Annotated in this window: 18 protein-coding genes; 6 read left to right on the forward strand and 12 right to left on the reverse strand. The window is 35.4% G+C overall.

Annotation, left to right across the window (positions count from 1 at the left end; all coding sequences use genetic code 11):
• Nucleotides 1–11: 11 nt before the first annotated feature.
• Genes AB9K26_RS01205 through AB9K26_RS01215 form a run of 3 tightly spaced genes read left to right on the forward strand, consistent with a single transcriptional unit; the run spans nucleotide 12 to nucleotide 3,170 of the window.
• The gene (locus AB9K26_RS01205) at nucleotides 12–611 is read left to right on the forward strand and encodes a SprT-like domain-containing protein (protein ID WP_369970707.1); all 600 of its coding nucleotides are present in this window, start codon (nucleotides 12–14) and stop codon (nucleotides 609–611) included.
• Nucleotide 612: 1 nt separating this feature from the next.
• Nucleotides 613–1,692 (forward strand): mannose-1-phosphate guanylyltransferase, encoded by a 1,080-nt coding sequence (locus tag AB9K26_RS01210; RefSeq protein WP_369970708.1) that lies wholly within the window; start codon nucleotides 613–615, stop codon nucleotides 1,690–1,692.
• 2 nt (nucleotides 1,693–1,694) lie between these two features.
• Nucleotides 1,695–3,170, forward strand: coding sequence for a DUF389 domain-containing protein (locus tag AB9K26_RS01215; RefSeq protein WP_369970709.1), 1,476 nt, complete (start codon nucleotides 1,695–1,697; stop codon nucleotides 3,168–3,170).
• Here the strand turns inward: AB9K26_RS01215 and AB9K26_RS01220 are convergent.
• A complete protein-coding gene (locus AB9K26_RS01220) occupies nucleotides 3,167–3,934 on the reverse strand; it encodes an ABC transporter ATP-binding protein (protein WP_369970710.1) in 768 nt (255 codons plus the stop codon). The genes AB9K26_RS01215 and AB9K26_RS01220 overlap by 4 nt on opposite strands.
• Nucleotides 3,934–4,671, reverse strand: a complete 738-nt coding sequence (locus AB9K26_RS01225; RefSeq protein WP_369970711.1) for an MlaE family ABC transporter permease — start codon at nucleotides 4,669–4,671, stop codon at nucleotides 3,934–3,936. Before AB9K26_RS01225 ends, AB9K26_RS01220 begins: the two co-directional genes overlap by 1 nt.
• Before the next feature lie 105 nt (nucleotides 4,672–4,776).
• Here AB9K26_RS01225 and pafA point away from each other — a divergent pair, with 105 nt between their 5' ends.
• Nucleotides 4,777–6,435 (forward strand): alkaline phosphatase PafA, encoded by a 1,659-nt coding sequence (gene pafA, locus AB9K26_RS01230; protein WP_369970712.1) that lies wholly within the window; start codon nucleotides 4,777–4,779, stop codon nucleotides 6,433–6,435.
• 26 nt (nucleotides 6,436–6,461) lie between these two features.
• Nucleotides 6,462–7,244, forward strand: coding sequence for a DNA/RNA non-specific endonuclease (locus AB9K26_RS01235; RefSeq protein ID WP_369970713.1), 783 nt, complete (start codon nucleotides 6,462–6,464; stop codon nucleotides 7,242–7,244).
• 1 nt (nucleotide 7,245) lies between these two features.
• Here AB9K26_RS01235 and AB9K26_RS01240 read toward each other — a convergent pair whose 3' ends face one another.
• The 5 genes from AB9K26_RS01240 to gcvP all read right to left on the reverse strand — a co-directional run bounded on the left by AB9K26_RS01240 (nucleotide 7,246) and on the right by gcvP (nucleotide 13,526).
• Nucleotides 7,246–8,094 carry a glycosyltransferase family 2 protein gene (locus tag AB9K26_RS01240; protein ID WP_369970714.1) on the reverse strand — a complete coding sequence of 283 codons (849 nt, stop codon included), beginning with the start codon at nucleotides 8,092–8,094 and terminating at the stop codon, nucleotides 7,246–7,248.
• 28 nt (nucleotides 8,095–8,122) lie between these two features.
• On the reverse strand, nucleotides 8,123–8,653 hold the full coding sequence (locus tag AB9K26_RS01245) for a methyltransferase (RefSeq protein WP_369970871.1): 531 nt from the start codon (nucleotides 8,651–8,653) through the stop codon (nucleotides 8,123–8,125).
• Nucleotides 8,653–9,441: a pyrroline-5-carboxylate reductase gene (proC, locus tag AB9K26_RS01250; RefSeq protein ID WP_369970715.1), complete on the reverse strand. Its 789-nt coding sequence runs from the start codon at nucleotides 9,439–9,441 to the stop codon at nucleotides 8,653–8,655. Before proC ends, AB9K26_RS01245 begins: the two co-directional genes overlap by 1 nt.
• Before the next feature lie 2 nt (nucleotides 9,442–9,443).
• The gene (locus AB9K26_RS01255; RefSeq protein WP_369970716.1) at nucleotides 9,444–10,502 is read right to left on the reverse strand and encodes a 3-oxoacyl-ACP synthase III family protein; all 1,059 of its coding nucleotides are present in this window, start codon (nucleotides 10,500–10,502) and stop codon (nucleotides 9,444–9,446) included.
• A 174-nt stretch (nucleotides 10,503–10,676) separates the two neighbouring features.
• Nucleotides 10,677–13,526: an aminomethyl-transferring glycine dehydrogenase gene (gcvP, locus tag AB9K26_RS01260; protein WP_369970717.1), complete on the reverse strand. Its 2,850-nt coding sequence runs from the start codon at nucleotides 13,524–13,526 to the stop codon at nucleotides 10,677–10,679.
• A gap of 144 nt (nucleotides 13,527–13,670) precedes the next feature.
• Here gcvP and AB9K26_RS01265 point away from each other — a divergent pair, with 144 nt between their 5' ends.
• Complete coding sequence (locus AB9K26_RS01265; protein ID WP_369970718.1) at nucleotides 13,671–14,480, forward strand: hypothetical protein; 810 nt, start codon at nucleotides 13,671–13,673, stop codon at nucleotides 14,478–14,480.
• Here AB9K26_RS01265 and AB9K26_RS01270 read toward each other — a convergent pair.
• The 5 genes from AB9K26_RS01270 to AB9K26_RS01290 all read right to left on the reverse strand — a co-directional run bounded on the left by AB9K26_RS01270 (nucleotide 14,463) and on the right by AB9K26_RS01290 (nucleotide 19,250).
• Nucleotides 14,463–14,720 (reverse strand): hypothetical protein, encoded by a 258-nt coding sequence (locus AB9K26_RS01270; RefSeq protein WP_369970719.1) that lies wholly within the window; start codon nucleotides 14,718–14,720, stop codon nucleotides 14,463–14,465. The genes AB9K26_RS01265 and AB9K26_RS01270 overlap by 18 nt on opposite strands.
• Nucleotides 14,721–14,740: 20 nt before the next feature.
• Nucleotides 14,741–15,292, reverse strand: coding sequence for a sigma-70 family RNA polymerase sigma factor (locus tag AB9K26_RS01275; RefSeq protein WP_369970720.1), 552 nt, complete (start codon nucleotides 15,290–15,292; stop codon nucleotides 14,741–14,743).
• A gap of 61 nt (nucleotides 15,293–15,353) precedes the next feature.
• Entirely contained in the window at nucleotides 15,354–16,229 is an 876-nt protein-coding gene (locus tag AB9K26_RS01280; RefSeq protein ID WP_369970721.1) for a methyltransferase domain-containing protein, read from the reverse strand.
• Nucleotides 16,230–16,616: 387 nt separating this feature from the next.
• Complete coding sequence (locus tag AB9K26_RS01285) at nucleotides 16,617–17,120, reverse strand: GbsR/MarR family transcriptional regulator (RefSeq protein ID WP_369970722.1); 504 nt, start codon at nucleotides 17,118–17,120, stop codon at nucleotides 16,617–16,619.
• 96 nt (nucleotides 17,121–17,216) lie between these two features.
• On the reverse strand, nucleotides 17,217–19,250 hold the full coding sequence (locus tag AB9K26_RS01290; protein WP_369970723.1) for a M3 family metallopeptidase: 2,034 nt from the start codon (nucleotides 19,248–19,250) through the stop codon (nucleotides 17,217–17,219).
• Nucleotides 19,251–19,405: the final 155 nt, after the last annotated feature.

The raw sequence follows: 19,405 nt of genomic DNA on the forward strand, positions 1-19,405 counted from the left end.
ACTTTTGAGCCATGCAAAATACTCTTAAAGCATACATTCCAGAACAAGCTGTCGCATTGGTTTCAGATTTATTGAAGCACGAAGATCTTTCTGTGAAAATAAAAAATGAACGAAAAACTCGGCATGGCGATTACAAACGTTTGCCAAATGGACAACATCAAATTACAGTCAATACAAATTTAAATCCGTTTAGATTTCTTATTACACTTGTTCATGAAATTGCCCATTTTGAAGCCTATAAAAATTATGGGAAAGACATTAAACCTCATGGAATTGAGTGGAAAAGAACATTTCAACATTTAATGTTGCCTTTTTTAAATCCAGCTATCTTTCCATCAAATCTTTTGCCTCTTTTAGCTAAACATTTTAAAAATCCGAAGGCAACAAGTGATACAGACACGGTTTTGGCATTAGCCTTGAAACAATATGATGAACCTAATGGAAAAACCTATATTTTTGATGTGCCTTATGGACATCACTTTAAGTTGTACAACGGAAAGGTTTTTAAACGCGGAAACAAACGTGTGAAACGATATGAGTGTGTTGAGGTTAAAACTGGTAGGTTATATTTGTTTAATCCCAACGCTGAAGTAGAATTATTAGAAAGTTAATATGAATAAAAATTATTATGCCATCTTAATGGCTGGAGGAGTAGGCTCAAGATTTTGGCCAGTAAGTACCCAGGATTTCCCAAAACAATTTCACGATATGTTGGGAACAGGTGATACCTTAATACAGAAAACATTCAATAGATTATCCAAACTCATTCCTAAGGAAAACATTTTTATTCTTACGAATAAGCGCTATAATGATTTGGTTTTTGAACAACTTCCTGAAGTTACTAAACGACAAGTAGTTCTCGAACCTGCTATGCGAAACACGGCACCTTGTATTTTATATGCGGCTTTAAAAATTCAAAAAGAGAATGAAGACGCAGTTATGATTGTGGCTCCAAGTGATCATTGGATTGAAGACGAAGACGCGTTTACTCAAAATGTTCAAGATGCTTTTGACTTCTGTTCAAATTCTAACACTTTAATGACTTTAGGGATTCAGCCAACTTTTCCAAATACAGGTTATGGTTATATTGAGTTTGATAAGAGTTCTGAAAAAGCTATTAAGTCTGTACACCAATTTCGTGAAAAGCCAGATTATGAAACCGCTAAGGCGTTTTTAGATCAAGGTAATTTTTTATGGAATGCAGGTATTTTTATATGGAGTGTATCTTCGGTCATTGATGCTTTCAAAAAAAATCAAGACAAGCTTTATGAGCTCTTTGAAAAAGGGATTGAGGTATACAATACAGATTTTGAAGATGATTTTATTCGCGATAACTACTCTAAAGCAGAAAACATTTCTGTAGATTATGCCATTATGGAAGCCTCAGATAATGTGTTTGTTCTTCCAGCAACATTTGATTGGAACGATTTAGGAACTTGGGGAAGTTTGTACGATAAGTTGGAGAAAGACAAGCAGGCAAATGCAGTGGTGAATGCAAAAACATTAACTGAGGACGCTTCTGGAAATATGATCAGAACATCTTCTGATAAAGTTGTGGTAGTGGATGGTTTGAAAGATTATATCATTGTAGATAAAGAAGAAGTTTTGCTTATCTTTCCAAAGACTAAAGAACAAGATATTAAAAAAGTACTCCAAAAGGTTAAAGATACTTACGGAGAACATTACGGTTAATTATGAGTGAAGAAAATAAATTCAATTTCTCTGAAGATGAAGCTCAAGCCAATAAGGAAAAGGCTGTAGAGCAATCAAAGGAGGCGGTTAGAAAAGACGCTCAAGGTCTTTGGCAAAGTATCACCAAGTTTTTGAACGAACTGCTCGATTTTCGAGATGATACCGATCGAGATGCCACAATTGAAGCCATAAAAAATGATATTCCATTTAAGGGAGCAACAGCTTGGATTCTGGTATGTTCTATCATGGTGGCTTCTGTTGGTCTTAATGCCGATTCGACTGCTGTAGTGATTGGAGCCATGTTAATTTCTCCTTTAATGGGACCTATTTTGGGTGTCGGATTTTCAATTGCGGTAAACGATATCGATACGCTCAAAAAGTCCTTGATAAATCTAGCTACAATGATAGTTTTGAGTTTATTGACAGCGTATTTGTTCTTTAAATTCTTTCCAACAGCAGATATTGAGACTAATGAACTGTTCGGTCGTAAGAGTCCGGATTTTAGAGATGTTTTAATTGCCTTTTTTGGTGGCGCAGCCCTTATCATTGCTCGGACTAAAAAAGGAACTATTGCCTCAGTCATATTTGGTGTGGCCATTGCCACCGCTTTAATGCCTCCATTATGTACAGCTGGTTATGGTTTGGCACACAATTGGGAATTTTTTGTTGGAGCTATGTACTTGTTTACCATCAATACGATATTTATTGCCCTGGCGACTTTTATCGTTTTGAAAGTATTGCGTTTTCCAATGTTGAAATACGCTAACTCCAAAAAAAGAAAACGTATTGCACAATTGGCTTCAATAATTGCTATTCTAGTAATGGCTCCAGCTATATGGACGTTTGTTGGATTTATTAAAAAGAGCGGCTTTGAGAATGATTATAACAGTTTTATAAAAGATGAAATAGATTCCAATAATGAGCTGTGGTTACAAAAAGGAATCCCAAATTGGGATGATAAAACCATTGCTTTATACTTCAATGGTGAAGTTTCTGATGCTACAATTTCAGATTTACAGAACGAATTAAAAAATTATACGAAGATCAAGGATTTTCAACTTGACATCAAAGGAAACAATGCTAGAAGCTTTGATAAAATCTCTGATGCTTACGATCGAGCCATACGCGACTTAGATCAAAAGGATATCATAATCACTGGACTTCAAAAGCAAATTGAACAACTCGAGATGAGCATCACAAATCTTAATAAGCAAATTGAGTCTAGAAATGAAGCGGGTTCTGTTTCGTTTACCGATTTGAGTAGAGATGCTAAAGTGAGATTCAATGATTTGGAGTTTTTTGGGTATTCCAAAATGTTGGAGTCAAAGGATTTTATAAATATTGATACCGTTTCTATTATTGATGTAAGATGGAAAATAGCTTTACCAGACAGTATTGTTGCCTCAAGGGAAAAATTGTTACAGGAATGGTTACAGAAAGCACTTAAAATAGATACTGTTGTTATTAGGAGAAACTAAAGGTCTTCTTCCAAATACATCCTTCTTACTTTCTTGAAAAGTTCTGAAGAATACACAAAATTTGTTACCGCTTCATTGTCAGTTTTAAAGATGGTCTTGTTTGAGCCTTCCCATGCTTTGTAACCGTCTTTAAGAAAAATGATTTTTTCTCCGATTTCCATCACGGAATTCATGTCGTGGGAATTGATCACTGTAATGATGTCATATTCATCAGTAATTTCTTGAATGAGATTATCAATAACAATAGCCGTTTTAGGGTCTAATCCTGAATTAGGTTCATCGCAAAACAAATACTTTGGATTGTTTACAATCGCTCTAGCAATTGCAACACGTTTTTGCATACCTCCTGAAGCTTCACTTGGCATTTTTTTATGAGCATCAACTAGATTTACACGCTTAAGTACAAAGTCGACACGATCTTCCATTTCACTTTTGCTCTGTTTGGTAAACATACGTAGCGGAAACATCACATTTTCAGCAATGGTCATAGAATCAAATAAGGCACTCCCTTGAAATACCATACCGATTTTAGCTCTTAGCTCACGCTTATCGCTATCACTTAAGTTGGAATAAATCTTTCCATCATATTCAATCGTTCCAGATTCAGGAGTGTATAAACCAAGTAAACATTTCAAGAATACCGTTTTACCAGAACCACTTTGCCCAATAACCAAACTGGTTTTTCCCTTTTCAAAAGTCGTGCTTATGCCTTTAAGAATATGAGCATCACCAAATGATTTTTCTATGTTGTTTACTTTGATCATTAACTTAAGAGCATTGAGGTTAATATGTAATTCAGCAAAATGATCATGACACTAGTCCATACAAAAGACGTCGTACTGGCTTTTCCGACTTCCAAAGCGCCACCTTTCATATAATAACCATAGTATGAAGGAATAGTGGCCAATAAAAAAGCGAATACAATGGTCTTGATAAAAGCATAGATAATATGGAATGGAATAAAATCCATTTGAATCCCTGTAATGTAATCTTCCAAAGTGCTAAAACCACCATAAACACAGGCAGCCATACCGCCAAGAATGCCCAAGAACATCGCGATTGAAATCACAAAAGGATATAACAACAAAGCAATGAACTTTGGAAATACCAAATAGTTTAATGAATTGATACCCATAACTTCCAAGGCATCTATTTGTTCAGTTACACGCATCGTACCAATACTGGAAGTAATAAATGAACCAACCTTACCTGCCATAATAATCGAAATAAAGGTTGGAGCAAATTCCAAGATAACCGATTGCCTGGTGGCAAATCCAACCAAATATTTAGGAATTAAGGGATTGCTTATGTTGAGAGCGGTCTGGATTGTAACAACACCTCCAACAAAAAATGAAATGAATGCTACAATTCCTAAAGATCCAATAATCAAATCATCAATATCCTTTAAGATTAATGTTCGCATGACCGACCACTTTGTAGGTTTGCGAAACATTTCAGCAATCATTAAAAAGTAGGTCCCAATATTATGAAGATATTGCATAGCTCAATTTGATACTGCTAAAGTAAAAAAACTAATCCTATTTAACCTTAATTTTAAGTATCGATGTATTAAAAGCTGTATTTTTGATATCTCAAATTTATTGGTATGATTAAGAATTTAATGGGTTTTTTACTGGTCTTTTTAATAGGCCTTTGTAATGCTCAAAGTCAAACTGAAAACAATAATCAAAAATCAACCGAATTAGATAGACCAAAACTAGTTGTTGGGATTGTTGTAGACCAGATGCGTTACGATTATCTCACTCGATTTTATAACAAATTTGGAGAAGGTGGATTTAAACGTATGATGAATGAAGGCTTTAATTGTAAAAACCATCATTTTAACTATGTGCCGACCTATACAGGTCCTGGACATGCTTCGGTTTATACAGGAACCACACCAAAATATCATGGTGTCATTAGCAACAATTGGTACGACAAGCAAGAAAAGACTATGGTGTATTGCGCTTCAGATGATTCGGTAACATCAGTTGGTACTTATGATAGAGCTGGAAAAATGTCGCCTCATCGTATGTTGACGACTACATTTTCAGATGAAAATAGACTGTTTACACAAATGAAGGGCAAGACCATTGGAATTGCACTTAAGGATAGAGGTGCGGTTTTGCCTGCTGGACATACAGCTAATGCAGCCTATTGGTTCCACGGAAAGGATGAAGGACATTTCATTTCAAGCTCATTTTATATGAATGACTTACCAAAATGGGTTAACGATTTTAATGCCTCCAATACAGCTGAATCTTACTTTAAGGTTTGGGATACTTTTTACGATATTTCAACTTATACCGAAAGTGGAAGCGACGACACAATTTTTGAAAAGGGTTTTAAAGGAAAGAAAACGGCTACGTTTCCTTATGATTTAAAGGCTTTGAAGTCAAGTAATAATAACTTTGATATATTAAAAACGACTCCTTTTGGAAATAGTCTAACAACCGATTTTGCAATGGCTGCAATTAAAGGGGAAGCTTTAGGTCAAGATGCTATTACTGATGTTTTAACACTTAGCTTTTCAAGTACTGATTATGTTGGACATAACTTTGGGGTGAACTCTAAGGAAGTAGAAGACACATATATCCGATTGGATAAAGATTTGGAGCGTTTATTCCAGTTTTTGGATATCCAAGTTGGAAAGGGAGTATATACAGTTTTTCTAACGGCAGACCATGGAGCTATTGATGTGCCAGCTTATTTGCAAAGTGTAAAAATTCCTGCTGGTTATGTTGATAACAATGACCGAAAAGATAACTTTCAAAGGTTTTTACAAGATACTTTTAAAACGACTGATATTGTAGAAAATGTCACCAATGACCAGATTTTTATCAATTATGATAAAGTAAAGGAATTAGGACTGAATCTTTCCGAGGTAGAGCAAGTGATTGCTAATGAGCAATTGTCTTATGATCATGTCGCAAAGGTTTATACTGCTTCAAGTATGAATTCAACCAATTTTACAACAGGAATCGAAAGTTTATTGCAAAATGGCTTTAATCAAAAGCGATCAGGAAATGTGATAGTGGTGAATGATGTAAGCTATATTGTTTATGGAAAAACGGGATCGACTCATGGTAGCGGATTGAACTATGATACGCATGTGCCGTTATTGTTCTTCGGAAAAGGGATTAGGCACGGACAGACTTATCAGAGAACGGTTATAGCAGATATTGCTCCAACCATTTCTGCTTTATTGGGTATTAGTTTTCCAAATGCAGCAACAGGGCAACCGTTGGAATTTGTAATAGATTAATTTTGAAAAAAAGACAGTTATTTTCTTTGCTCGCTATAGTAATCCTGATTGTTGTTTTGGGTTATGAATTCCTCTTGGAAAAAAAGGAAGTCGAACAGACTGTTGAAGCTGGATCAGAAGTTAAGATTACAACAAATACAGTTTATTTGCCTACCAGTACGACAGGGCAAGTGGTGCATCACGAATATTACTCCTTATCATACAGTGAACCTAATGAACAAGCCGAATGGGTAGCTTATGAACTTAAAGCCGAGCACTTATCAAATACCAATTTTGAAAGGCCTTATTTTGAAATTGATAAAGCAGTGAAAACTGGAGCAGCACATTGGCGAAATTACAAAGGATCAGGATATGATCGTGGGCATTTATGTCCAGCAGGAGATAGACGTTTTAGTAAAAAAGCACATGACGAAACCTTTTTGACCAGTAATATAAGTCCGCAAGATCATGAATTCAATTCTGGAATTTGGAATCGATTGGAACAAAAAGTTCGGTATTGGGCTAAAAAGTACAATGGTGTTTATGTGGTTACAGGTGGTATTTTTGATGATAACATGACAACCATAGGTACTGAAAAGGTGAGTGTGCCAAATCGGTTTTATAAAGTGATGATTGATTACAATTCTGGAAGGCCGAAAATGATAGCTTTTTTATTGCCACATAAAGCGTCTAATCAACCATTATATACCTATGTTGTTTCTGTTGATGAGATTGAAAATTTAACTGGAATCGATTTTTTTCCTGAACTTGAAGATGCTTTGGAAAATCAATTGGAAGCTTCAACAAGTTATAAAGGTTGGAGTTTTTGATTTATGCAAATTTGCTGAAAATACCTTTCCATCGTAAATCCCTGATGAATTTGCCTTGGTCTTCTGTAACCAAATAATCTAAGCCGTCTGATTTAGCTTTGAAATAGCCTTTAAGGTAATGGATTAACACATTGAGATTTCTTTTTTTCAATGCCATTTTAAGTGCTGTTATAAACGTTAATGTCAATCCGTAACGCAATTTAAAAAGAGCTTCCCCTTGAGCTAATTTTGCTGAGGCACTGTAACTAATCCCAGTTGGTTTCAGGTGTTTCACGTGCAGGCTGTCATCGGTGAATCGTTTCCAATTGTAATAAGAGGCTAACATTTCATCAACCGTATCCCAACCTATCGAAGGTTTCAGTTTTCCTATATCAAAAAAGCATTGTTTTCTGTAGGCTTTCAAAGCACCACGAATATGATCTTTATTTGTAAGGTCTTCCAAAACCCATTGATCATTCTTTTGAATGTAACAAAATCCGGCAGCCATACCAAGTTGGTTATCACTTTTAAAATGTTCAGCTAAAGTTTCAAGATACTGTTCAGGAAAAATAAGATCAGCATCGAACTTGCAAATCACATCATAATCATCATCTAAACTTTCCAGTCCTTTGTTAAAAGCATTAATAATCTTACTTCCAGGCAAGTGTGCATTCGAAGAATTATTGTCAACAAGTGATATGAAATTATACTGATTTGCTAGGTTTTCGACAATAGCTTTAGTGTTGTCAGCAGAGTTGTCATTAACCACTACGATATGTTGAGGTATAAGCGTTTGTTTTGCCAAAGACTCTAAAGTTAAAGCGATGGTGCTTTCTTCGTTGTGTGCAGGAATGACAATGTAGAATTTCATTGTAACAAATCTAAAGAAAGTTTTTGCTTTAGGCTAAATAAACTCTTTCGGCATATACAATATAATATCTCGGAACAAAAGTTCTCAAAAAAGGTCTGATACCAATTTTCCTAACAGGATTTGTCCATTTTTCGGAGGCTACGATTTTCCAACCTGTTTTTTCGAGTAGCCAGTTAAATTGCCATTCTTCAAATTCATGAAAGTGTCGATCTCTCATGTCTGTCTTGCTTTGATACGCAGGAGCGAACCATAATTTAAGTGGAACGCTTGCAACTAATTTATCAGCTTTTATCGATTTAAGAACTGTAAATGGCGATAGTAAATGTTCGAATATTTCAAAAGCTGTAACCACATCTGCATTGGAATTTTCAATTTCAGAAGTATCCAAATCTAAGTCAACACCTGAAGTATTTTGTACAGAAAAACCATTGGAAGACATGATTTCTGAAAACGGATTCGAAACTCCTAAATCTAAAATTGTTTCTGAGGTCTCAACATGTTGTTTTAAAAACTCAAGAGTATGCTTGAAGCGTTTATTTGGATAGGTGTTTTCGTACATCAATTGGAAATATTTTCATAAGACGTCTTTATTCCTTTAATCAATGCCGAACTGAAGCCTTGATGCTCCATTTCATTTAAACCTGCTATCGTACATCCTTTAGGTGTAGTAACCTTATCAATTTCAGCTTCTGGATGATTGCCTTGCAGTATTAATAATTCACTGGCGCCTTTAACGGTTTGTGTCGCAATTTGGGTGGCTGTTTTTGCATCAAAACCGATTTCGATTCCACCTTGAATCATACCTCTGATAAATCGTAAGACATAAGCAATACCGCAAGCACCTAAAACGGTTGCACCATCCATGAGCTGTTCATCAATAGGTATAGTGATTCCTAAAGCATTAAAAATTAAGCTTACATCTTTAGTGTTTTCATCAGATGCGTTTTGAGAGGCAAGACAAGTCATTGATTCATTAACTGAAGATGCTGTATTGGGCATCGCTCTAAATATGATAGGTTCATTTTTTAGTGCCTTTTTGATTTTCTCAATTGAAAAATCACTTACTACTGACACCAAGATTTGTTTATCGGTTATTGTGTCTGAAATCTCTTTGAGAACCGATTCCATCTTGTATGGTTTAACGGCAATAATGATTATTTCAGATTTTTTTACAGCGGACACGTTATCAGAAATAACATCAACACCTTTGCTTTCGTAATCCTTTAAAAGATGTGTTTTGTGTCGTGTAATGGTCAGGTTGGAGGCATCAAATCCTTCAGACAACAAGCCAGAAGCAATCGCTTGGCCTAAGTTTCCTCCACCAATAATTGCGATACTTTTATTCATCGTTAGTATTTATAAACGATGGCATTGATATGCATTCCAGCACCAACACTTGCAAAAATGATGACATCACCTTTTTTGATTCTGTGCTTTTCCAGTTTGTTGTTCACAATTAGATCGAATAGTGTTGGAACTGTGGCAACTGAACTATTTCCCAATTTGTGAATACTCATTGGCATGATATCTTTTGGGACTTCTGTTTTATAGAGTCTGTAGAAGCGATTAATAATTGCTTCATCCATTTTTTCGTTCGCTTGATGGATCAATATCTTTTTGACGTCTTTAATGTCTATGCCACTTTTATCTAAACAAGCTTTCATGGCTTTAGGAACATTGCTTAAAGCAAACTCATAGATTTTTCGGCCATGCATTTTGATATAGCGTGTATCTCTACATAAATCTTGATTGTTAGAGTTTCCGAAGAAAAGATAATACGCTTCATCATAAGTAAAAGAAGCGCTCTCATGTGCAATAACTCCACCTTCTTCATCAGAAGTCTCTACAATTGTTGCGCCTGCACCATCAGAGTATATCATAGAATCTCTGTCGTGTTTATCAACAACCCTTGAAAGCGTTTCTGCACCAATCACCAAACAGCGTTTAGCCATTCCTGCTTTAATAAACGCTTGGGCTTGAATGACGCCTTCGACCCAGCCTGGACAACCAAATAAAATATCATAAGCGACACATTTAGGGTTTTTGATTCGTAAGCTATGCTTTATTCTTGAAGCCAAACAAGGAAGAATATCACTTTGAATGGTATTTGCTTTGACATCGCCAAAATTGTGAGCGCAAATAATGTAATCTATTGTTTCAGGATCTATATTGGCATCTTCAATGGCTTTTTGAGCAGCCAAAAAACCAAGGTCTGAAGCTGTAAGTTGATCATCAGCATAACGTCTTTCAACAATACCTGTAATGTCTTTAAATTTTTCTACTATAATTTCATTAGGATGGTTTATAGTCGAGCCATCAGCATTTAAAAACTCATGTTGGTGAAAGTTCTCATTTTTCTCAATCATATCTGGAATATAACTTCCAGTCCCTGTAATTCTTATAGACATGTGCAATGGTTTTGATTCAATATACTAAAGTACTTAATAATATGCTAGACTATTATTAAATCCTTTGTTTTTTCCTGTTTTTTGAGAAATTGATAAAAAAAGATGCAGAATTTAGCATAAATAAAAAAACATCCTCGTTTGAAGGATGTTTTTTCAATACAGGTTTATAGCCTGTTATGCTTCCATGTATTCTTCAATTGGCGCACAAGTACAAATTAAATTTCTATCACCATAAGCATCATCAACACGACGAACACTCGGCCAAAATTTATTATCTCTTACAAATTCTAATGGAAATGCAGCTTCTTGACGTGAGTAAGGCAACAACCATTCGTCATTTGTCACTAATTGCATGGTGTGAGGTGCGTTTTTCAGAACATTATTTGGTTCGTCCTTAGATGCTGCATCAATTTCCTTTCTGATGGAAATCATAGCATCACAAAAACGATCAATTTCACTTTTGCTTTCACTTTCTGTTGGCTCAATCATCATCGTGCCATTTACAGGAAAGGACACTGTAGGTGCATGAAAACCATAATCCATAAGTCGTTTGGCTATATCAACGACTTCAATGCCATTTGCTTTGAAAGGTCTACAATCTACAATCATTTCGTGAGCAGCTCGACCTTTTTCTCCAGTATAGAGTGTGTCAAAAACGCCTTGTAAACGTTTTTTGATGTAGTTGGCATTTAAAATCGCAATTTCAGTTGCGCGTTTCAAGCCTGAAGCTCCTAACATTTTGATATAACCATAGGAAATCAAGCAGGCTAATGATGAGCCAAAAGGCGCAGCAGATATAGCAGTAATAGCTTGTTCTCCACCAGTTTTAATAATCGGATTGCTTGGTAAAAAAGGTACTAATTGCTTGGCAACACAGATTGGTCCAACTCCTGGTCCACCACCACCATGTGGTATGGCAAACGTTTTATGTAGGTTGAGATGACAAACATCAGCACCAATATTTCCCGGATTGGTTAGTCCTACTTGTGCATTCATATTGGCACCATCCATATAAACTTGACCGCCATTATCGTGAATGATTTTGGTAATCTCTTTTATAGAGGCTTCATACACACCATGTGTTGAAGGGTAGGTAACCATCAATGCAGATAAATTGTCTTTATGTAATTCAGCTTTTTCTCTTAAATCGTCAACATCAATATTACCTTCTTCAGTAGATTTAGTGACAACAACCTTCATTCCGGCCATAACAGCACTTGCAGGATTGGTTCCATGCGCCGAAGACGGGATAATACAAATATTTCTGTGATGATCTCCTCTAGATTCGTGGTAAGCTTTGATGACCATAAGTCCGGCAAATTCACCTTGAGCACCAGAGTTAGGTTGTAAAGAAGTTCCAGCAAAACCAGTAATTTCAGTAAGTTGGTCTTCAAGTTCTTTGAGTACGATATGGTATCCTTTAGCCTGTGCAGCAGGTGCAAAAGGATGTATTTTTCCCCATTTAAACCAACTTAAGGGTAGCATTTCAGAAGCTGCATTAAGTTTCATGGTACACGAACCTAATGAAATCATAGAATGGTTTAAAGATAAATCCTTTCGTTCTAAACGCTTTATGTAGCGCATCAATTCTGTTTCAGAATGGAAAGAATTGAAAACTGGTTCGTTAAGGAAATCCGTTTGACGAATCAATTGATTATCAATGGCTGATTCCTTAGAGAGTTCAGTAATTTCTACAGGTTCCTTTTTGGCAACTAAAGCAAAAACCTTGCTGATATTATTCAATTGAAGAATTGTAGTTGGTTCATTCAATGATAATACAACTTCATCCTCATTTGGGTAATAAAAATTAATTTTTAGTTCTTCGGCTTCCTTTTTTATAGCTTTCGCATTTGCTTTTATGTGTAATGTATCAAAGTAAGACGTATTTAATATATCATACCCTAATTTCTTCAAGGCATGAGCTAAAGTAACTGTTTTCTTATGAATGTCATTTGCAATAAATTTCAGTCCATCAGGTCCATGATAAACTGCATACATGCCAGCCATAACAGCTAAAAGTACTTGTGCTGTACAAATGTTTGAGGTGGCTTTATCTCGTTTAATATGCTGTTCACGAGTTTGAAGTGCCATACGTAGAGCTCTATTGCCATCAGTATCTTTGGTTACACCAATAATTCGTCCTGGAATATCTCTCTTGTAGGCTTCTTTAGTTGCAAAGTATGCTGCATGTGGACCACCATAACCCATTGGTATACCGAAACGTTGAGTGGTTCCAACAACGACATCAGCTCCAAATTTTCCTGGTGCTTCGAGAAGAACCAAACTCATGATATCTGCTGCAACAGCAACTTTTATTCGCGCCTCATTGGCCTTTTCAATAAAGGTTTTAATGTCAGTTGTTTGTCCATATTTTCCAGGATACTGAAGTAAGGCCCCAAAAAAGTCTTCTGTAAAATCGAATGTTCTTTCATCTCCAACAACGAGTTCGATGTCTATCGGATTTGCTCTGGTTTGAAGCAGTGATAAGGTTTGAGGCAAGATGTTTTCAGAAACAAAGAATTTATTAATACCAGCCTTCTTTTGATCTCTATCGCGAACAGCAAACAACATGCTCATGGCTTCTGCTGCTGCAGTACTTTCGTCAAGTAAAGAAGCATTGGCGATTTCCATTCCTGTAAGATCAGTAATCATGGTTTGAAAATTCAGTAAAGCTTCTAGACGACCTTGCGCAATTTCAGCTTGATAAGGTGTGTAAGCTGTATACCAACCTGGATTTTCCAGAATATTTCGTTGAATTACAGCAGGCATTATAGTTGGATGGTATCCTAATCCGATATACGTTTTAAAAACCTTATTCTTTTTTGAAAGACTGTAAATATGAAGTAAGTACTCTTGCTCACTCATAGGTTCATCTAAGTTAAGGTCTGATTTTAAACGAATACCATCTGGAATGGTTTCGTAAATGAGTTGCTCAATGGAATCGACTCCAATAGTTTCCAACATTTCCTTTTGATCGGTCGCTGATGGACCAATATGACGAAGAGAAAAATCTACAGTATTCATTAACGAATTAGAATTGAAAAATTATGGTGCAAAATTACGGAAATATTGACCTTAAAATGTTAATGATTTCGAAACTTTTCAACCATTTGAAACGGTTATTAACAGTTTCTCTATTTTTGTGATATGCATATCTTTAAAACTTGTTTGAATTTTTACATTAATAGCAGTATTCATGTGGCTTTAGCTGTTGTTTCGCTGACCGTAATAACTGCTTTTGAATTTGGATTTGATATGTCCTTGAATTTGTTTGGTTTTGTTGGATTTGCTTCTATTGTTGGTTACAATTTTGTAAAGTATTTTGGTTTAGCAAAGTTTCATTATAGAAGCTTGTCTGGTCCGTTGAAATTGATTCAAGTATTTTCGCTTTTTTGTATGGTTTTTATGTTCTATTTTGCCTTAAATCTTAGGAAAGAAAGCATAATTGCCATCTCCATTTTTGGGTTTATCACATTTTTATATGCAAACCCTTTAATTTCTGATCGTTTCTTTATGACAAAAAAGAAAGAGTTAAGAGGAGTGAGCGGATTGAAAATATACTTGATAGCTATGGTTTGGACTGGTGTAACAGTAATATTACCAGTTTTGGAAGCGCAGGTAACTTTGAATACAGATATTGTTCTCACAGGTTTTCAAAGATTTATTTTTGTGGTCGTTTTGATGTTGCCTTTTGAGATTAGGGATTTAAATTATGACAGTTTGAAGTTGTCAACCATTCCTCAGCAAATAGGAGTGAAGTGGACTAAAATACTTGGCGTTTTACTTTTGGGTTTAATGTTGTCACTTGAATTCTTCAAGGACAGTATAAATACCGATCACCTTCTCACGTTATTATTTATTGGACTACTCACAATGGTTTTTGTATTGTTTTCATCTAAGCAGCAAGGTAAGTATTACAGTGCCTTTTGGGTTGAGAGTATTCCTGTGTTTTGGATGCTATTAATGTGGCTTCTTTAACTGTTCCTCAAACTGGGTTTTTAAGGCTTCCATTTCACTGTCCTTTAAACAGTCTACCTTAGAGGATTTAATGGCATTGGTCAACTTTCGGTTGCTTTTAGTGTAAGCTTGGGTGACTTTGCACCAAGACAAACGTATACTGAGTTTAACGCGTTCCCAAAAGGTCGCTTCACCATACTGTGATTTATCACAAATGTGTTGTGCTTCTTCACAAGAGATAAACAAAAAACTTTTTTTCATGTCACTAGTTTCGGGTTCAATTAAAACCAATGTTTTTGCATACATTCAGCCATGGCAACTCTCGCTCTATGGATGATAACCCATAGGTTAGACGCTGTTATATTCAATTCATTACAAATGGCTTCTGTTTCATAATTCAATATGGTTTTCATCTTAAAGACTTGGGCTTGCTTTTCTGGTAATTTGTCTAAACAGCTATAAATAGCATCGCCTAATTCTGAATTTTCCATTTCATCTTCAGCGGTTTTATCAAAAGGATCAGCAACGCGTTCCTCAAGCCAATCACCTTCGTTTTCTTCGGAATTGTAATTAATTCTAACTTCTGCTTGGCCTTTTTTGGAATTGCTCTTGCGGTAATAATCAATGATTTTACGTTTGAGGATGGATATTAGCCACGTTCGCTCACTGGCATTTCCCTTAAAATTTTTCATCGATTTCAAACCAGCAATAAACGTATCTTGAATGAGGTCTTTTGCAATTTCTCTATCATTCACACGAGAGATTGTATAATTGAACAGATAATCTGAATATAGATCAATCCATTTATTAGGGTCTAAAGTGTGTTTTGACATTGCCGGTTCTCTGGGTTTTCAATTCAAAAATACACCAAAAAAAGGAAAAAATTAAATGCTATTATTCTTTAACACAAGTGATGAGATAATAGCCAAAACTTTTTAGGTGTAACCCTGCAAGTAGCGCATAAAAAGAGCCTTTCAGATTATGAAGACTCTCTTTCGAGATGTGGTGGTTTTTAAAGAGTTCTTTTAAGGTAAAACCGATAATAGCAAAAGGCACATGAAATACAGATGGAGCAACTCTAAAGGATATGTTTTCAATAGAGATATTGGTAAATCCAGCAGCCCTTAGTTTCTCTTTATAGATTTTTATAGATTCAATTTTCTCCAAACTCCAATGGTCGCATAGTTTTTGGTATGCTAATCGACCACCAGAACACAATTCATTGAAATGTTTCTTTATAAAGGCATCAGCGATAACAAGTCGTCCACCTGGTTTAAGTAAACGATAGGCTTCTTTTATGGAATTGCTACTGTGCCCAGAATGGCAAAAACTCTCTATGGCTATAGCACTATCGAAAGTTTCTGAATGAAAAGAGGTATTGTTGTAGTCTTCCTTAATGATTATTCCGTTTAGACCTTGAAGCAACTCATTACCATATTTGACTTGAAATTCTGGTAGAGTAACTCCATAAGCGATAAGGTGTTTGTTGTTTTTTAGGGCATAACGCATGCTTCCTCCCATACCACAGCCCAAATCTATTAAGCGGTGTTTCACAGAGTTGATCTGTAATCGTTTCATGACCTGATGATTCATTTGGTTAAGCAAAGCGTCTCTTTTAAATACACAGGTTTTAAAAGGAATAAAATAGCCGAAGTGCATGTTGTAATCTTTGCTCCAATATTCATAGTCTTCCGTAGCATTATTATAGAAATCAACTAGTTCGATGGTGTTGTTTTCTGAATTTCTGATGTGGATGGATTCAGTTTTCATAAGGTGTTATTTTTAGTGAAACGGAGTGTTTGAACAAAATAAATGGCAATAGACATTGGGATTAGTATCATTCCAAATACTAACCAATACACGTTATTGAAGTTATTCATGTCGAAAACCCAAAACAGACTGTAAATAGTTACTAAAGCCCAGTATATATAAAGTCTTTCTTTAGATTTTTTTGAGATTTTTTTCCAAAAGAAGAAAACAACAATTGCACTCAAAATTTGTAAAGTCCCTAAAACAATTTGTGCGTAAAGACCATAAAAAAAGGTCAAATAAAGTAATAGCGTTAAAATCAGGGCAATTTTGTTAATGTAATACAATAACTTCATTTTTAGTTATTTTTAAACTTTCAATAAATTTTGAAAGTTTGATTTAAAAAAATTATTTGATCAATTTAATTAGTGATTTGGTAATCCAATTTTGCTTTTGATTGACTAATTTATTGACCATTGCGTCTGCCGTTACGGTTAAATCATGCAGTGCTTTGGTTTGTTTGATTAGTTCTTTCGTTTTTTCTGTCCCATCATCTTTAATAGAGGATACCTCATTTAAAACCTTAATCACTGGTTGAATTTCTCTTCTACTACGTTCCTTGGCAATGATTCGAGTCAGTTCCTGAACATCCTTTTCAGTTGTGAAATACTCTTTTCGTTCGCCTGGTATCAATTCCTTGGTGACAATTCCCCAATCCATTAGCTGTCTTAAATTCATACTTGTGTTACCTCTTGATATTTGAAGTTCTTCCATGATATCTTCCATAGATAATGGTTCGGTGGAAATAAATAATAAGGCCTGAATTTGTGCCATGGCCTTGTTGATTCCCCAAAGCGTTCCCAGGCTTCCCCAAGTACTAATGAATTTTATTTTAGCTTCTTCGTATTTCATATTGTAAAGATAATAAAATTTTTAAACTTTCAGTAATTATTGAAAGTTTATTTATCTCCTTGGAGGTTTCCTTTATTAAACCTGCTATTTTTAGGGTTATTTCTTAATTAAGCCAGCTCGTCTCAATAAAGCTTCTGGTTGAGGCTCTTTTCCTCTAAAACGTTTGTAAAGAACCATTGGGTCTTCAATGCCTCCTTGTGATAACACATGAGTTTTAAATTTGCTTGCCACGTCTTTATTGAATACACCTTGTTCCAAAAAGTATTCAAACGCATCGGCATCCAAAACTTCTGCCCATTTATAGCTGTAATAACCAGAACTGTATCCACCTTGAAAAATATGTGAAAACGAGGTGCTCATACAGTTTTCAGCAACATCAGGAAATAAACGGGTTTGCTCAAAGGCTTTAAGTTCATGTTCTTTAACAGAAGTAATAGAAGATGGATCTTGTCCATGCCAACTCATATCCAACAAACCAAAACTCAACTGTCGCAAGGTTTGCATCCCTTCATGGAAGGTGGCTGAGGCTTTTATTTTTTCGATGAGTTCCATTGGAATGACTTCGCCAGTTTCATAATGCGTCGCAAATAGTTCTAAGGCCTCCTTTTCGTAACACCAATTTTCCATAACTTGACTTGGTAATTCCACAAAATCCCAAAACACACTAGTTCCAGAAAGACTTGGATACATTGTATTGGCTAACATACCATGTAAAGCATGGCCAAATTCATGAAACAATGTGGTCACTTCATTAAAGGTTAGGAGAGATGGCTTGCTTTTGGTCGGTTTCGTAAAATTACAAACAATGGAAATATGCGGCCTACTATTGTCGCCCTCTTTGATGAACTGAGATTTATAAACAGTCATCCAAGCACCATTTCGCTTTCCTGGTCGAGGAAAGAAATCGGCATAAAAGATAGAGATTAAATTGCCATTAGTATCAGTTACTTTATAGGTTAAAACTTCGTCGTGATATTTGTCTATGGAATTGATTTCCTCAAATTTTAAATCATATAGACGTTCAGCAATGGTAAAAGCACCATCAATCACGTTTTCTAATTTGAAATAGGGTTTGAGTTGCTCGTCATCCAAATCAAACAGTTTCTGCTTTAATTTTTCAGAATAATAGGCACTATCCCATTTTTGAAGTTGATCAATCCCATCCAAATCTTTGGCAAAAGTTTCCAGATTTTTAAATTCCTGCTCTGCAGCTGGTTTGGCTTTTTCCAATAGTTCATTTAGAAATTTCTGAACATTTTCAGGCGATTTAGCCATACGCTCTTCCAGTACAAAATGCGCATGGTTATCATATCCCAGAAGTTTTGCACGTTCATATCTAAGCCTTGCGATTTCAAGAACATTTTGTTGGTTGTCTAATGCATCACCTTTAAAAGCTTTTGCTCCAGCAGCAATGGCGAGTTTTTTTCGAAGTTCACGGGAATCAGCATAGGTCATAAACGGAATATAACTAGGATACTGTAAGGTGATTAACCAGCCCTCTTTTCCTTTTGATTCAGCTAGTTGTTGTGCTGCTTCCTTAGCGCCTTCAGGTAAGCCAGAAACATCCTTTTCATCTTTGAGGTGCATTTCGAAGTTATTGGTTTCTGCCAATACATTCTCACCAAACTTTAGCTTGAGCTGACTCAGCTTTTTGTCAATTTCTCTAAGTTGTTTTTTCTTGTCTTCAGGAAGGTTTGCCCCATTTCTTGAAAAGCTTTTATATTTTTTGTCGAGCAATGTTTTTTGCTCTGTATTCAGATTTAGATTCTTTCGATTATCATAAACAGCCTTAACACGCTTGAACAAATCCTCATTTAAGGTAATGTCATTACTGAATTCAGATAATAAAGGCGATACGGCTTGTGCGATTTTTTGAATGTCATCGTTGGTTTCAGCATTGTTTAAATTGAAAAAGATGCTTGAAATTCTATCGAGTTGCTGTCCAGAAAACTCTAAAGCTTCAATAGTGTTTTCAAAAGTTGGGGTTTTCTCGTTTTCAGTAATTGTATCTATTTCACTTTTTGCGTCCGAAATCGCTTGCTTAAAAGCAGGAAGATAATCTTCATTCTTAATTTTGGAAAATGGCGCAGTTTGATAAGGTGTGTTGAAAGATGAATTTAATATTGTCATAAAAGGATTACATATTTTCTGTTAAAAACAAGTATCTGGTAATAAATGTCTTACAAAGTTCTTAATTGTGAATTACTTTGTTCATTATTTATAATAATTTTTTGATGATAGCTTAAAATAAAGTTTAATTTTGTTTCAATTATTTCAAAAAAGAG

It is taken from the genome of Psychroserpens sp. XS_ASV72 (assembly GCF_041224425.1).
GTDB lineage: Bacteria > Bacteroidota > Bacteroidia > Flavobacteriales > Flavobacteriaceae > Psychroserpens.